Origin of the sequence: Kitasatospora sp. NPDC101801 (genome assembly GCF_044766665.1) — a bacterium.
Lineage (GTDB): Bacteria > Actinomycetota > Actinomycetes > Streptomycetales > Streptomycetaceae > Kitasatospora.
The window spans coordinates 25,685-37,343 of sequence record NZ_JBIWML010000008.1 but is presented as its reverse complement, the minus strand read 5'-3'; the positions used below and the strand labels follow the sequence as shown (position 1 = coordinate 37,343).

The following is an 11,659-nucleotide window of genomic DNA, read 5'->3' as shown; positions in this document are numbered from 1 at the left end:
CGCCGGGGCGGGCAGCCCCGGTGCGGGTCAGTCCTCGTCGTCCAGCCGGAAGCCGACCTTCAGCCCCACCTGGAAGTGCGCGACCCCGCCGTCGGCGATGTGCCCCCTGATCTGCGTGACCTCGAACCAGTCCAGGTTGCGCAGTGTCCGCGAGGCCCGCCCGACCCCGTTCCGGATCGCCGCGTCCACCCCCTCGGTCGAGGAACCGACGATCTCGGTGACCCGGTACACGTGTTCGCTCATGGCTCTTCTCCCATCGGTGCGCCCCCGGTCCCACCGTGCCCCAGCCGAACCGGTCCCGCACGCTCACCCGCCGGTGAGCAGGTCGTCCACCCTGGCCTCGCCCTCCCGGTAGCGCCGGGTGATCTCCGCGCTGCAGTCGTCCGCCCGCCGCTGGAGCGCCTGCCGGCGCCCGGAGACCTCCCGCTCGTGCAGCGTCAGGCGCTCGACGGCGGCCACCAGTTCGACGGTCTGGTGGGCCTCCAGATCGGCCAGTTGGACGTCACCCATCAGGGCGTCCGCCTCCCGCTGGTAGCGCTCCCCGCGCGGCGGGCCGAGCCGCAGGTGCCTGGCCGGGCGGCGGACCGGTGACGGGGTGTCGGCCAGGATCGCCGGGAGCTGGTCGAGCAGCGCGTCCGACAGCCCGTCACCCCCGGGCTCGGACCCGGTGGACCGCCGGCGGGCCAGCTCGGCCCGCAGGATGTCCAACCGCCCGTGCAGCAGCCGGCGCAGGTACGAGAGGTCGGCCTCCTGGTCCTGTGCGTCCCGGCGGAGCAGCCGGAGCTGCTCCAGGCCGAGCCCGGTGAGGCCGTACTCCTGCTCGTGGGCCGTGCTGCTCGCGTCCATCAACCAACCACCTGCCGCTGTACCGGTCACTGATCCCCCACTGGGTCCGCCGCCGGATGCCCCGTGTCCGGTGACGCCCGCCCGACGCCGGGAGTTCCCGCCGGGCAGCGACTCCACCCGTGCGAGCGACCCCGGAACTCCCTACCCCGCATGGGTGCTCGTCCACGCGTCGCCCACAGCGTGCCATCCGGGACCGGCCGGTGCACCGCCCGTGCACCCGAACGGCCCCCTGGCGAAGGGGGGTGGCTGATACGACCGGAACAATCCGCAGGCCGTGCCCCTGGTCCGACCGCGCGCGGAATGCGCCCCCGGCGTGCGGGACCCTGCCACGCGCCCGTGGGGCGGCCGATGCGCTCCGGCAGAATGAGGTCCATGCGAGCAGTGGTGCAGCGGGTCGCCGAGGCGGCCGTGACGGTGGACGGCGAGACGGTCGGCGCGATCGAGGGCCCCGGGCTCTGCGTGCTGGTCGGGGTGACCCACGCGGACACCCCGGAGCAGGCCGCCCAACTGGCCCGGAAGCTCTGGTCGGTACGGCTGTTCGACGGCGGGGAGACCGAGCTGTCCTGCTCGGACCTGGACGCCCCGCTGCTGGTGATCAGTCAGTTCACGCTCTACGGCGATGCCCGCAAGGGCCGCCGCCCCACCTGGAACGCGGCCGCCCCGGGCCCGCAGGCCGAGCCCCTGGTGGACGCCGTGGTGGCCGAACTCCGGTCGCTCGGCGCCACGGTGGAGACCGGTCGGTTCGGCGCCGACATGAAGGTGTCGCTGGTGAACGACGGCCCGCTCACCGTCCTGCTGGAGCTGTAGGGCCTAGACCGGGACGATCACGTCCTGGCTGCCCGGCACGCCGTCGGCCAGCAGCACCTCGTCCACCGGCACGTTCCGCTTCACCAGGGCCAGCGCGATCGGGCCCAGCTCGTGGTGCCGGGCCGAGGAGGTCACGAAGCCCACCGGGCGGTCCTGGCCGGGCCGGAGCACCTCGGCGCCGTGCGCCGGGAGCTTTTCCTCGGTGCCGTCCAGGTTGAGCAGCACCAGCCGACGCGGCGGCTTCCCCAGGTTGTGCACCCGGGCCACCGTCTCCTGGCCCCGGTAGCAGCCCTTCTGCAGGTGCACGGCGCTGGACAGCCAGTCCACCTCGTGCGGGATGGTCCGGTGGTCGGTCTCGAAGCCCAGCCGGGGCCGGTGGCCCTCGATCCGGAGCGCCTCGTACGCCCACACCCCGGCCGCCGGGCCGTAGCCGGCGGTCAGCTCGGCCAGTCGGGCCCGCGGCACGAACAGGTCCCGCCCGTACGGGAGTTCGCGGACCGCGGCGGCCCCTTCGGCGGATGCCTCGGAGCCGGCCGGCAGGTACACCACGGCGTACTCCTCGGTCGCGTCGGCGACCTCCACCCGGTAGAAGAACTTCATGCTCTCCAGGTACCCGATCAGCGCCGCCTGGGTGCCCGGTTCGACGTGCGCCCAGGTGGTCTCGCCGTCGTCCACCAGGTAGAGCGCGTGCTCGACGTGCCCGTTCGGGGAGAGCACCAGCGCGTCGGTGGCCTGCTGCGGCGGCAGTGCGCTGACGTGCTGGGTGAGCAGCAGGTGCAGCCAGCTCAGCCGGTCCGCGCCGGTGACGGTCAGCACGCCCCGGTGCGAGAGGTCCACGAACCCGCGCCCCTCGGCCAGTTCGCGCTGCTCGGGGAAGAGGCCGCCGTAGTGCGCGGCCACCCCTTCGTCGGCTCCTTCGGCGGGGACGGCACCGGGCAGGGCAAGCAGCGGACTCTTCATGACCGCAAGCTTACGACTGCTCCTGCGCGAGCTTGCTGGTGCAGTCCGCGCAGCGGCCGAAGATGGCGAAGTGCTTGAGGTCGGTGTCGAAGCCGTGCTCCGCGCGCAGGCTGTCGATCAGCGGCGCGGCGATCGCGGTGTCGGTCTCGGTGACGCCCTCGCAGTCCCGGCAGACCAGGTGCAGGTGGGTGTGCCGGCCGGCCAGGTGGTACGTCGGGGCGCCGTGGCCCAAGTGGGCGTGCGAGACCAGCCCGAGCTCCTCCAGCAGCTCCAGGGTCCGGTACACGGTGGAGATGTTGACCCCGCTGGCGGTCTTCCTGACCTCGTGCAGCAGCTCGTCCGGGGTGGCGTGGTCCAGTGTGTCCACCGCCTCCAGCACCAGCTGGCGCTGCGGGGTGAGCCGGTACCCGCGCTCGCGCAGGTCGGCCTTCCAGTCGAAGGGGGTCTCGGTGTCAGCCACGGTGCGCCTGCCCTGCCTCTGGGGCCTGTCCGACCATTCGCGTCGGAACAGGCCGGGTCGTCCGGTGCGTGCGCTCGGCGTGCGGCCGGGGCGCCCTCGTAGCGGAGCTGCTCGGGCCCCGGGGCGGAGCCGCTGGTCGTCGCGGCGGCCGTGCGGCGAGCGTGCGTGCTGGACGGGCCGGACCCGACGGGAATGGTCGGACAGGCCCGCGTGCGACAAGTGTAGGGACCGACCATCCGGCCGGCCCCTACGGTGCACCATTGCTCAGCGGAAGAAGGCGATGCCGTCGTCCGGCAGGTCCGCGATGTCCTGGATCAGCTTCGCCGGGTTCAGCACCTTCCTGAGCTGCGCCGACATGTACGGCCGCAGCGGCACCTCGGGGGCGGCCTTCTCACCGACCCAGAGCAGTTCCTCGGCGACCATGCCGTAGAGCCGCTTGCCGCCGGTGTACGGGGCCGCGCCCTCGATCCGGGCGACCGCGTCGGTGGCCAGGTCGATCTGCGGCTTGCCGTCGTGCAGCTTGCCGTACCAGATCTCCACGGTGCCGTCGTCGCGGACCGAGGAGACCTCGATCTCGCGCTCGCCGCTGGTGCCGTGCTGGTTGCTGGTGATCCGCCAGAACCCGTGCTCGGTCTCCAGCGGGCGGACCTTCTCACCGTCGTTGTCCAGCACCCAGGAGCGGGAGCGGAACTCCAGGAAGGCCCGGGTGTCGTGCCGGAACACGATCTCCTGGCCGAAGTTGCACTTCTCGGTGCCCGGGAAGTCGTAGACGCCCGCGCCCTCCCAGGTGCCGAGGAGGAAGGCCAGCGGGACGACGTCCTTGTGGAGGTCAGAAGGGATCTCGATCATGTTCCTGGTCGCTGTCGTCGGTGTGGGACTGCCTCAACCGTACGGGAGGGATCAGCGCTGGCCCTGGTAGAGCTTCATGACGGCGAAGATGGCGAACCAGGTGACCAGCACGGCCACCAGGACGAGCAGACCAGTGAAGACGTATTCCAGACCGGACACGGGGCGCTCCCATTGCGGCGTTGCGGTACAGAGCAGGACGGGCTGAGTCTATCGGCCCGGTATGCGCCGGTCTCGGTGAGCCCCGCCACGTCGTCTATAAGGTGTCACCATGCCGAAGAAGCTGGTCATCAAGGTCACCGCCGGAGCCGACGCCCCGGAGCGCTGTTCGCAGGCGTTCACGGTGGCCGCCGTCGCGGTCGCCAGCGGGGTCGAGGTCTCGCTCTGGCTGACCGGCGAGGCGACCTGGTTCGCACTGCCGGGCCGGGCCGCCGAGTTCGAGCTGCCGCACGCCGCGCCGCTGCCCGACCTGCTGGACGCGGTGCTGGCGGCCGGCCAGGTCACCGTCTGCACGCAGTGCGCGGTGCGCCGGGGCATCGTCGAGCAGGACCTGGTCGAGGGTGCCCGGATCGCCGGGGCGCAGCTGTTCGTGCAGGAGATCATGGCCGACGACGTGCAGGCCCTGGTCTACTGATCCGGCCGGTCCCGGTCATGACCGGGCTCGTCCCACCGGGGGTCGTCCCAGCGCGGGTCCTGCCACCAGTCGTCCTCGGGGTCGCGCTTGTTGGCGAAGATCGCGGCGGTCGGCGGTATCACCGCCGCGACCACGCACATCCCGATCGCGGCGGGCACCGAGAAGAACCGCACCACTCCCCAGGCCAGGACGAACATCGTCACGCAGACGGCCATCATGACGAAGTAGTAGAGGTGCCTCCGGCGCTGCTGCACCCTTGCACGGTACGGCCGAGGGCCCCCTGCGCGGCAGGGGGCCCTCGGTCGTACGTCGGGGAGCTGTCGGGTCGTCAGACCGCGATCGCGACCTCGGTCTGGGCGCCCTGGGAGGCGACCACGACCCGGTCCACGGTCGCGCCCGGGACCAGCGCGCGCAGCGTCCACTTGCCCGGACGGGCGAAGAAGCGGAACTGCCCGGTCGCTGAGGTGGGCACCTCGGCCGTGAACTCGCCGCCCTCGTCCAGCAGACGGACGTAACCGTTGACGGGCTCGCCGTCGCGGGTCACCGAACCCTGGATGATCGTCTCCTTGGCCACGTCAACTCCTGCCAGATCGGGGCCACCGGCCTTCGCACCGCACATGATGTCTTCCCTTCCTACGGTTCGAGAGGCTCAGTTGTCGCCGAGCGCGATCGGCACGCCGACCAGGCTGCCGTACTCGGTCCAGGAGCCGTCGTAGTTCTTGACGTTCTCCTGGCCCAGCAGCTCGTGCAGCACGAACCAGGTGAGCGCGGAGCGCTCACCGATGCGGCAGTACGCGATGGTGTCCTTCGCCAGGTCGACGCCCTCGGCGGAGTAGAGCTCCTTGAGCGCCTCGTCCGACTTGAAGGTGCCGTCGTCGTTGGCGTTCTTCGCCCACGGGATGTTGCGGGCGGACGGGACGTGGCCCGGACGCTGCGACTGCTCCTGCGGGAGGTGGGCCGGGGCGAGCAGGCGACCGGCGAACTCGTCGGGCGACCGGACGTCGACCAGGTTGAGGGTGCCGATCGCGTTCACCACGTCGTCGCGGAAGGCGCGGATCGACTTGTCCTGCTCCTGCGCCTTGTACTCGGTCGCGGCGCGCTCGGGCACCTCGGCGACCAGCTCGCGGGCGTCGAGCTCCCACTTCTTGCGGCCGCCGTCGAGCAGGCGGACGTCACCGTGGCCGTAGAGCTTGAAGTACCAGTAGGCGTACGAGGCGAACCAGTTGTTGTTGCCGCCGTAGAGCACCACGATGTGGTCGTTGCCGATGCCCTTCTTCGAGAGCAGCGCCTCGAAGCCGGCCTGGTCGACGAAGTCGCGGCGGACCGGGTCCTGGAGGTCCTGCTTCCAGTCGATCCGGACCGCGTTGCGGATGTGGTTCAGCTCGTACGCGGCGGTGTCCTCGTCAACCTCGACGACGACGACCTTCGGGTTGTCCAGGTTGTCCTGGACCCAGTCGGCGTCGACCAGGACGTCACTGCGGCTCATGGTGGTGTCTCCATCCGGGGGCGGTACTGCGGAAGGGGTGCGGAGGTCTGTGTGAGCGGCACCCCGGGAGGCCGGCCGTCCGGAATTCTGTCCGAATACCGAGACGCACGGGTGTGGCCGGGGTTGGGCTTCCTTGCAGGGGTGCCGAGGCGGCCTGAGGCGTGGAACTGCCTGGTCAGGGCCAGCGGCAAGGGAGTGGGCAGGGCCGGACGTACCGGTCAGAACCGCCCGTTCAGCGCATTCGACACAGGCAGGCGGCCACGCGGCACAGGTCTACCGCCCGCCGCTTCGTGAGGTCCGCCTGTCGCTTCATGCTCACGATGCTAGGGACTCGGACCGGCCGCTGTCATCAGCGTGTCAAATAGTGAGACGATTCGCATCACATAGTGAGATTTGCGGGTTTCCCGCCCTCCTCGCACCGGGCCCGGCCCCGTCCGCCGCCCGGCCGCGCAGGCCCCGGAGCGGCAACGCTGGACAGTGCGTCTCGCAGAGCGGACGGGGCGGGCGGTCAGCCGATCAGCCGCGAGCCGATCCACGCCAGCGGCGCGGCCACCGTGAGCGGCAGCACCACACCCGCCGTGAAGTGCACGAACCGGGACGGGAAGTCGTACGACGCCACCCGGTGGCCGACCACCGCACCGACCGCCGCCAGCCCCGCCACGGCCGGCGGACCGCCCGCCAGCACCCCGGCGGTCGCCCCCAACAGCAGCGCGGCCACCGGCCGGAGCACACCCCGGACCGGGGCCGCCGCCAGCAGCGTGCCCACCGCGACCACGAGCAGCGCGGCCGGGACGTGCCCCGCGAGCAGCAGCCCGGCCATCAGCCCGGTCAGCAGCACGCCGGAACCGAGCACGGTCAGCGCATAGAACCGCTCGGCCGGATCGGCCGGCCGGAACGTCTGCCAGACCAGCGCCACCACCAGGCCGACCCCCAGCGCCGCCGCCAGACCGGCGGCCCCACCGGCCAGCACCGCGGCGTCGGCGGCGAAGCCCGCCAGCGCCACCCCGGCGATCCCCTGCCGGGCCGGCCACATCCCGTGCAGCCTGAACCACCCCACCGCGGTCAGCCCCTGAGCCACCGTCAGCCCGGCCGTCAGGCCGTACCGGCCCCCGAGGGCGGCCACCGCCAGCAGTGCGCACAGACCCGCCGTCAGCACCGCGGGCCGTAGGCCCGGCGCCACGATCGGCAAGTCGCTCTTCGCGGGGGCGGCGGTCAGGACCATCAGGAGTCTCCACTGGGCAGGCGATCAACTTTTTTTGCAGGGCGCTCCGCCCGCGGCACCGGGGCTGCGCTCTCGGCAGTGCGTCCAGTTGCCCTGCCCAGGGGCTCGGGCTCTGCTGATGTGCGGCTCCGCCGCGTGGGCGAGGAGATCTGGCGTGCGGGTCACTGCGAAAGTGCCTGACCACCCCGGAACGGACCACCTTGCAGAGGCCGGCGTCGCCCGCGCGGCGGAGCCGCACAACTGCAGAGCCCCGAGCCCCTGACCGTAGATGCCGAGCCGCCTGCCTAGAAGCTGGCGTCGCCCGCGCGGCGGAGCCGCACAACTGCAGAGCCCCGAGCCCCTGATGGCTGAGCCCGGCGCGCCAGCCGGAGGGCCGGGTCAGCCGCCCGCGAAGGGGGGGAGGGCCTCGATGGTGCCGCCCTCGGTGAGGGGGACGGTGGTGTGGTCGCGGGTGCCCACCTGGTGGCCGTCGACCAGGTAGGAGCAGTGGGTGAGTATCCGGAGCAGCTGGGGGTTGTCGCCGTGGCGCTGCCGGACCTCGGCCAGCGCCTCGCCGAGCGTGGCGGCCAGGTAGGGCTCCTCGGCGACCCCTGCGGCGGCCTTGGCCGCGGCCCAGTACCGGAGGGTGCCGGTCACCCTGGTGGCCCCCGGCGCCGTCGCTCGTGCGGTGGAAGTGTGCGCTGCCATGGCAGCCCTCCTCGTCGTCCTCGCCCGGTGCGGTGCGCCGGCTCTGCTGCCGGGGCACCCACGCCAAAGGTGTACACGTACGGTGCGGCCGGTGCGGCTCCCATGATGGACCGGCCGGGCCCGGAAGCCGTAACGGCGCTGGTCGCGCGTGGCGCGTTCGGCACCCGGTGAACGGCGCGGACGTGGCGGGAGTCACGCCCGGAGTGGCCCGATGTGGCCCGACGACGCGTGCACAGCCCTCCCCGTGCGGGGAGTGGTCGGCTATTCTCGTGGCGTGAGGGACCTGGGCAGAGTCGCCCCCGGGTCCTTTTGTGCTTTCAGGACGCCACGTACGGATGGCCTCCCGGGACGGTGCCCCACCCGCACCGTCGTCGGCGAGGACCGACCGGCAGGAGCCGCACAACGGTGTGCGGGAGCTCGGCCGGGCGGGAGTGCAGCGGGAGCAGACCGGAAGGTTCGCGGATGAGCAGGACTGAGACGGAGCATCAGGGGTTGCGGGACCCCGGACGCACGCCCCGGCCGGTGCTGCGCGCTCACGAACCGGTCGGATCTCGTCCCTCGGACGTCCGCTCCCCCACCTTCACCGCAGCCCGCCACCGGCCCCCCGGCCGACCGGCTGCGACCGCGACGACCCGGAAAGGGGACTACCGGGTATGAGTTCTCTCCTTCTGCTCACCAACGCGCTGCAGCCTTCCGCCGAGGTACTGCCTGCCCTCGGCCTGCTGCTGCACACCGTCCGGGTGGCCCCGGCCGAGGGCTCCGCCCTGGTCGACACCCCGAGCGCCGACGTCATCCTGGTGGACGGCCGCCGGGACCTGCCGCAGATCCGCAGCCTCTGCCAGCTGCTCCGCTCCACCGGGATCGGCTGCCCGCTGATCCTGGTGGTCACCGAGGGCGGCCTGGCCGCCGTGACCGCCGAGTGGGGCATCGACGACGTCCTGCTGGACACCGCGGGCCCGGCCGAGGTCGAGGCCCGGCTGCGGCTGGCGACGGGCCGGCTCCAGGTGGTCTCCGACGACAGCCCGATGGAGATCCGCAACGGCGACCTGGTGGTCGACGAGGCGACCTACTCGGCCAAGCTCAAGGGCCGGGTGCTCGACCTGACCTTCAAGGAGTTCGAACTGCTGAAGTACCTGGCCCAGCACCCGGGCCGGGTGTTCACCCGGGCCCAGCTGCTCCAGGAGGTCTGGGGCTACGACTACTTCGGCGGCACCCGGACGGTGGACGTGCACGTCCGGCGGCTCCGGGCGAAGCTCGGCGTCGAGAACGAGCAGCTGATCGGCACCGTCCGCAACGTCGGCTACCGCTTCGTCATCCCCGAGAAGCCGGACAAGGGCGAGCGGCCCGGGCTGGAGCAGCGCTCCCCGGCCGCCCGCGAGTACTGACGGCCCAACGGCCGTGACCGGCTTGTCCGACTACGCCCCGGCCTGTCCGGGGCGGGTCGGGCGGTCCGCCGTACCCCCTTGCGCGACCCGCGTAGACTCCCCCCGTGGCCAAGGTGACGCGTGACGATGTAGCCCGACTGGCTGGGACCTCGACCGCGGTCGTCAGCTACGTCATCAACAACGGGCCGCGACCGGTCGCGCCCGCGACCAAGGAGAAGGTGCTCGCGGCGATCGAGCAGCTCGGCTACCGGCCGAACAGCGTCGCCCAGGCGATGGCCTCCCGGCGGACCAACCTGGTCGGCATGGTCGTCCCCGACGCCCGGCAGCCGTTCTTCGCCGAGATGGCGCACGCGGTCGAACGGGCCGCCTCCGAGCGCGGCAAGCTGGTGCTGATCGGCAACTCCGACTACGTGGACGACCGCGAGGTGCACTACGTCCGCGCCTTCCTCGGCATGCGGGTCTCCGGCCTGATCCTGGTCAGCCAGGGCCCCTCGCAGCGGGCCGCCGAGGAGTTCGCCGCGATGGAGGGCGCCAAGGTGGTGCTGCTGCACCGCCGACCCGAGGCGATCGACGACGTCGCGGTGGTCACCGACGACGTGGGCGGCGCCGAGACCGCCGTCCGCCACCTGCTGGAGGTGCACGGGCACCCGTACGTGGTCTGCTTCGGCGGCCCGGTCGAGCAGCCCGCTCCCGGCGACCCGGTGATCGACCACGTCGAGGGCTGGCAGCGCGCGATGGACGCGCACGGCCTCCCGGTCGAGCCCAACCTGGTGGACGCCCCGTTCCACCGCTACGGCGCGTACGAGGTCGCGGTCGCCCTGCTGCGCTCGCCGCAGCGGCCGCCGGCGATCTTCTGCTCCACCGACGACCAGGCGATCGGCGTGCTCCGGGCCGCCCGCGAGGTCGGCCTGCGGGTGCCGGAGGACCTGGCGGTGGCCGGCTTCGACGACATCCCCGAGGCCGCGCTGGCCGACCCGCCGCTGACCACCGTCGCCTCGGACCGGGACGCGATGGCCCGGGCGGCCGTCGACCTGGTGCTGGACGACTCGCTGATGGTGCCCGGCTCGGACACCGAGCGGGTCCGGAAGTTCCCGTCCCGGCTGGTCATCCGCCGTTCCTGCGGCTGCGGAGCCCCCTCCCAGGGCTGACCAGGCTTTATGAGAAGTCAACGGGCTTCTCGGGCGGCTCTGACCGCGCTCTCATCCGGCTCTCATCAACCGGGCGGACGTTGGATCCATGAGCGACCAGCACCGCAACACCGAAGACCAGGGTCCGTACGGCTACCCGGGCTGGACCCCGCCGCAACCGACCGAGGCGCCGAGCGCCCACGTGATCGAGGGCACCGTGCTCCCGCACGGCCCGTACGCCGAGGACTTCGCCGCACCGCCCGCCGAGCCCGCGCCCCCGGTCAGCCACGCCCGCAAGGGCTTCCTCAAGGGCCGGCTGGCCCTGGTCACCGCCGTGGCCACGGTGGCCGCGCTGCTCGGCGGGGTGACCGGCGGGGTGATCGCCGCCGACCGGGGCTCCGGCGGCAGCAGCTCCAGCACCCTGGTGCGCCCGGTCTCCGCGAAGTCCGACGGCAGCGCCGACGTCACCGCGATCAACTCGGCGGTCTCGCCGAGCGTGGTCCAGATCACCGTGAAGTCCGCCTCCGGCACGGCGACCGGCACCGGCGTGGTGCTCACCGCCAACGGCCAGATCCTGACGAACTACCACGTGATCTCCGGCGCCGTCAGCGGCGGCGGGCAGCTCACCGTGACCTTCAAGGACGGCTCCACCAAGACCGCCAGCGTGACCGGCACCGATGCCTCGCTGGACGTCGCGGTGATCACCGCGAACGGCGTCAGCGGACTGCCCACCGTCACCCTCGGCGACTCGGACGCCGTCCAGGTCGGCGACTCGGTGGTCGCCATCGGCAACCCCGAGGGCCTCACCGGCACCGTCACCTCCGGCATCATCAGCGCCAAGGACCGCCCGGTCACCGTCCAGGTCGACGAGTCCACCACCAGCGGCAACGGCGGCTTCGGCTTCCCCAACCTGCCCGGTCAGCGCAGCTCCGGCGGCTCCACCGGCGGCGACACCGCCAACTACAAGGCCCTGCAGACCGACGCCGCGCTCAACCCCGGCAACTCCGGCGGCCCGCTGATCAACGCCACCGGTCAGGTAATCGGCCTCAACTCCGCGATGTACTCGGCCAGTGGCTCCAGTTCGACCGCCGGGTCCGGCACCGCGGGCAGCGTCGGGCTCGGCTTCGCCATCCCGATCAACGACATCAAGGACGTGCTGCCCAAGGTGCAGGCCGGCCAGCAGCTCTGAGCAGCACAAT

The 11,659-nt window shown here is 72.3% G+C and carries 16 protein-coding genes; 5 read left to right on the top strand and 11 right to left on the bottom strand.

What is annotated here, in order from left to right; translation table 11 throughout:
- Positions 1-27: 27 nt before the first annotated feature.
- Together ACIRPK_RS12880 and ACIRPK_RS12875 are read right to left on the bottom strand one after the other, a co-directional pair.
- Positions 28-243, bottom strand: coding sequence for a dodecin (locus ACIRPK_RS12880; RefSeq protein ID WP_184915732.1), 216 nt, complete (start codon positions 241-243; stop codon positions 28-30).
- Positions 244-306: 63 nt separating this feature from the next.
- Positions 307-846, bottom strand: a complete 540-nt coding sequence (locus tag ACIRPK_RS12875) for an ABC transporter substrate-binding protein (protein WP_403036985.1) — start codon at positions 844-846, stop codon at positions 307-309.
- Between the two features lie 372 nt (positions 847-1,218).
- Between ACIRPK_RS12875 and dtd the strand changes: the two genes are divergently transcribed.
- The gene (dtd, locus tag ACIRPK_RS12870) at positions 1,219-1,653 is read left to right on the top strand and encodes a D-aminoacyl-tRNA deacylase (protein WP_403036982.1); all 435 of its coding nucleotides are present in this window, start codon (positions 1,219-1,221) and stop codon (positions 1,651-1,653) included.
- Positions 1,654-1,656: 3 nt separating this feature from the next.
- Here the strand turns inward: dtd and ACIRPK_RS12865 are convergent, their stop codons facing one another.
- The 3 genes from ACIRPK_RS12865 to ACIRPK_RS12855 all read right to left on the bottom strand — a co-directional run bounded on the left by ACIRPK_RS12865 (position 1,657) and on the right by ACIRPK_RS12855 (position 3,922).
- Entirely contained in the window at positions 1,657-2,613 is a 957-nt protein-coding gene (locus ACIRPK_RS12865) for a YgfZ/GcvT domain-containing protein (protein WP_403036980.1), read from the bottom strand.
- A gap of 10 nt (positions 2,614-2,623) precedes the next feature.
- Positions 2,624-3,073, bottom strand: a complete 450-nt coding sequence (locus ACIRPK_RS12860; RefSeq protein WP_403036978.1) for a Fur family transcriptional regulator — start codon at positions 3,071-3,073, stop codon at positions 2,624-2,626.
- Positions 3,074-3,337: 264 nt separating this feature from the next.
- On the bottom strand, positions 3,338-3,922 hold the full coding sequence (locus ACIRPK_RS12855) for an FABP family protein (protein ID WP_403036975.1): 585 nt from the start codon (positions 3,920-3,922) through the stop codon (positions 3,338-3,340).
- A 268-nt stretch (positions 3,923-4,190) separates the two neighbouring features.
- On the opposite strand from ACIRPK_RS12855, the gene ACIRPK_RS12850 reads away from it, so the two are divergent.
- Positions 4,191-4,553, top strand: coding sequence for a DsrE family protein (locus ACIRPK_RS12850; protein ID WP_403036972.1), 363 nt, complete (start codon positions 4,191-4,193; stop codon positions 4,551-4,553).
- Here the strand turns inward: ACIRPK_RS12850 and ACIRPK_RS12845 are convergent.
- The 6 genes from ACIRPK_RS12845 to ACIRPK_RS12820 all read right to left on the bottom strand — a co-directional run bounded on the left by ACIRPK_RS12845 (position 4,547) and on the right by ACIRPK_RS12820 (position 7,948).
- On the bottom strand, positions 4,547-4,807 hold the full coding sequence (locus ACIRPK_RS12845) for a DUF3099 domain-containing protein (RefSeq protein WP_403036971.1): 261 nt from the start codon (positions 4,805-4,807) through the stop codon (positions 4,547-4,549). The genes ACIRPK_RS12850 and ACIRPK_RS12845 overlap by 7 nt on opposite strands.
- Positions 4,808-4,881: 74 nt before the next feature.
- The gene (locus ACIRPK_RS12840; RefSeq protein ID WP_057227860.1) at positions 4,882-5,172 is read right to left on the bottom strand and encodes a DUF1416 domain-containing protein; all 291 of its coding nucleotides are present in this window, start codon (positions 5,170-5,172) and stop codon (positions 4,882-4,884) included.
- 30 nt (positions 5,173-5,202) lie between these two features.
- Complete coding sequence (locus tag ACIRPK_RS12835) at positions 5,203-6,039, bottom strand: sulfurtransferase (protein WP_403036969.1); 837 nt, start codon at positions 6,037-6,039, stop codon at positions 5,203-5,205.
- Between the two features lie 232 nt (positions 6,040-6,271).
- The gene (locus tag ACIRPK_RS12830; RefSeq protein ID WP_369405619.1) at positions 6,272-6,352 is read right to left on the bottom strand and encodes an Ms5788A family Cys-rich leader peptide; all 81 of its coding nucleotides are present in this window, start codon (positions 6,350-6,352) and stop codon (positions 6,272-6,274) included.
- 195 nt (positions 6,353-6,547) lie between these two features.
- Positions 6,548-7,261: a hypothetical protein gene (locus ACIRPK_RS12825; RefSeq protein WP_403036967.1), complete on the bottom strand. Its 714-nt coding sequence runs from the start codon at positions 7,259-7,261 to the stop codon at positions 6,548-6,550.
- Positions 7,262-7,639: 378 nt separating this feature from the next.
- Entirely contained in the window at positions 7,640-7,948 is a 309-nt protein-coding gene (locus tag ACIRPK_RS12820) for a MoaD/ThiS family protein (RefSeq protein ID WP_403036964.1), read from the bottom strand.
- 653 nt (positions 7,949-8,601) lie between these two features.
- On the opposite strand from ACIRPK_RS12820, the gene ACIRPK_RS12815 reads away from it, so the two are divergent.
- From ACIRPK_RS12815 to ACIRPK_RS12805, 3 genes are all read left to right on the top strand, one after another.
- Entirely contained in the window at positions 8,602-9,333 is a 732-nt protein-coding gene (locus ACIRPK_RS12815; protein ID WP_403036962.1) for a response regulator transcription factor, read from the top strand.
- 104 nt (positions 9,334-9,437) lie between these two features.
- On the top strand, positions 9,438-10,481 hold the full coding sequence (locus ACIRPK_RS12810) for a LacI family DNA-binding transcriptional regulator (RefSeq protein WP_403036959.1): 1,044 nt from the start codon (positions 9,438-9,440) through the stop codon (positions 10,479-10,481).
- A gap of 88 nt (positions 10,482-10,569) precedes the next feature.
- Positions 10,570-11,649, top strand: coding sequence for a S1C family serine protease (locus ACIRPK_RS12805; RefSeq protein ID WP_403036957.1), 1,080 nt, complete (start codon positions 10,570-10,572; stop codon positions 11,647-11,649).
- Positions 11,650-11,659 lie beyond the last annotated feature (10 nt).

Bases quoted from the DNA above. Each gene is read 5' to 3' on its own strand.
- ACIRPK_RS12840 (WP_057227860.1), bottom strand. From the start codon at position 5,172: ATGTGCGGTGCGAAGGCCGGTGGCCCCGATCTGGCAGGAGTTGACGTG.
- ACIRPK_RS12850 (WP_403036972.1), top strand. From the start codon at position 4,191: ATGCCGAAGAAGCTGGTCATCAAGGTCACCGCCGGAGCCGACGCCCCG.
- ACIRPK_RS12805 (WP_403036957.1), top strand. From the start codon at position 10,570: ATGAGCGACCAGCACCGCAACACCGAAGACCAGGGTCCGTACGGCTAC.
- ACIRPK_RS12815 (WP_403036962.1), top strand. From the start codon at position 8,602: ATGAGTTCTCTCCTTCTGCTCACCAACGCGCTGCAGCCTTCCGCCGAG.
- dtd (WP_403036982.1), top strand. From the start codon at position 1,219: ATGCGAGCAGTGGTGCAGCGGGTCGCCGAGGCGGCCGTGACGGTGGAC.
- ACIRPK_RS12835 (WP_403036969.1), bottom strand. From the start codon at position 6,039: ATGAGCCGCAGTGACGTCCTGGTCGACGCCGACTGGGTCCAGGACAAC.
- ACIRPK_RS12830 (WP_369405619.1), bottom strand. From the start codon at position 6,352: ATGAAGCGACAGGCGGACCTCACGAAGCGGCGGGCGGTAGACCTGTGC.
- ACIRPK_RS12825 (WP_403036967.1), bottom strand. From the start codon at position 7,261: ATGGTCCTGACCGCCGCCCCCGCGAAGAGCGACTTGCCGATCGTGGCG.
- ACIRPK_RS12865 (WP_403036980.1), bottom strand. From the start codon at position 2,613: ATGAAGAGTCCGCTGCTTGCCCTGCCCGGTGCCGTCCCCGCCGAAGGA.
- ACIRPK_RS12880 (WP_184915732.1), bottom strand. From the start codon at position 243: ATGAGCGAACACGTGTACCGGGTCACCGAGATCGTCGGTTCCTCGACC.
- ACIRPK_RS12855 (WP_403036975.1), bottom strand. From the start codon at position 3,922: ATGATCGAGATCCCTTCTGACCTCCACAAGGACGTCGTCCCGCTGGCC.
- ACIRPK_RS12875 (WP_403036985.1), bottom strand. From the start codon at position 846: ATGGACGCGAGCAGCACGGCCCACGAGCAGGAGTACGGCCTCACCGGG.
- ACIRPK_RS12820 (WP_403036964.1), bottom strand. From the start codon at position 7,948: ATGGCAGCGCACACTTCCACCGCACGAGCGACGGCGCCGGGGGCCACC.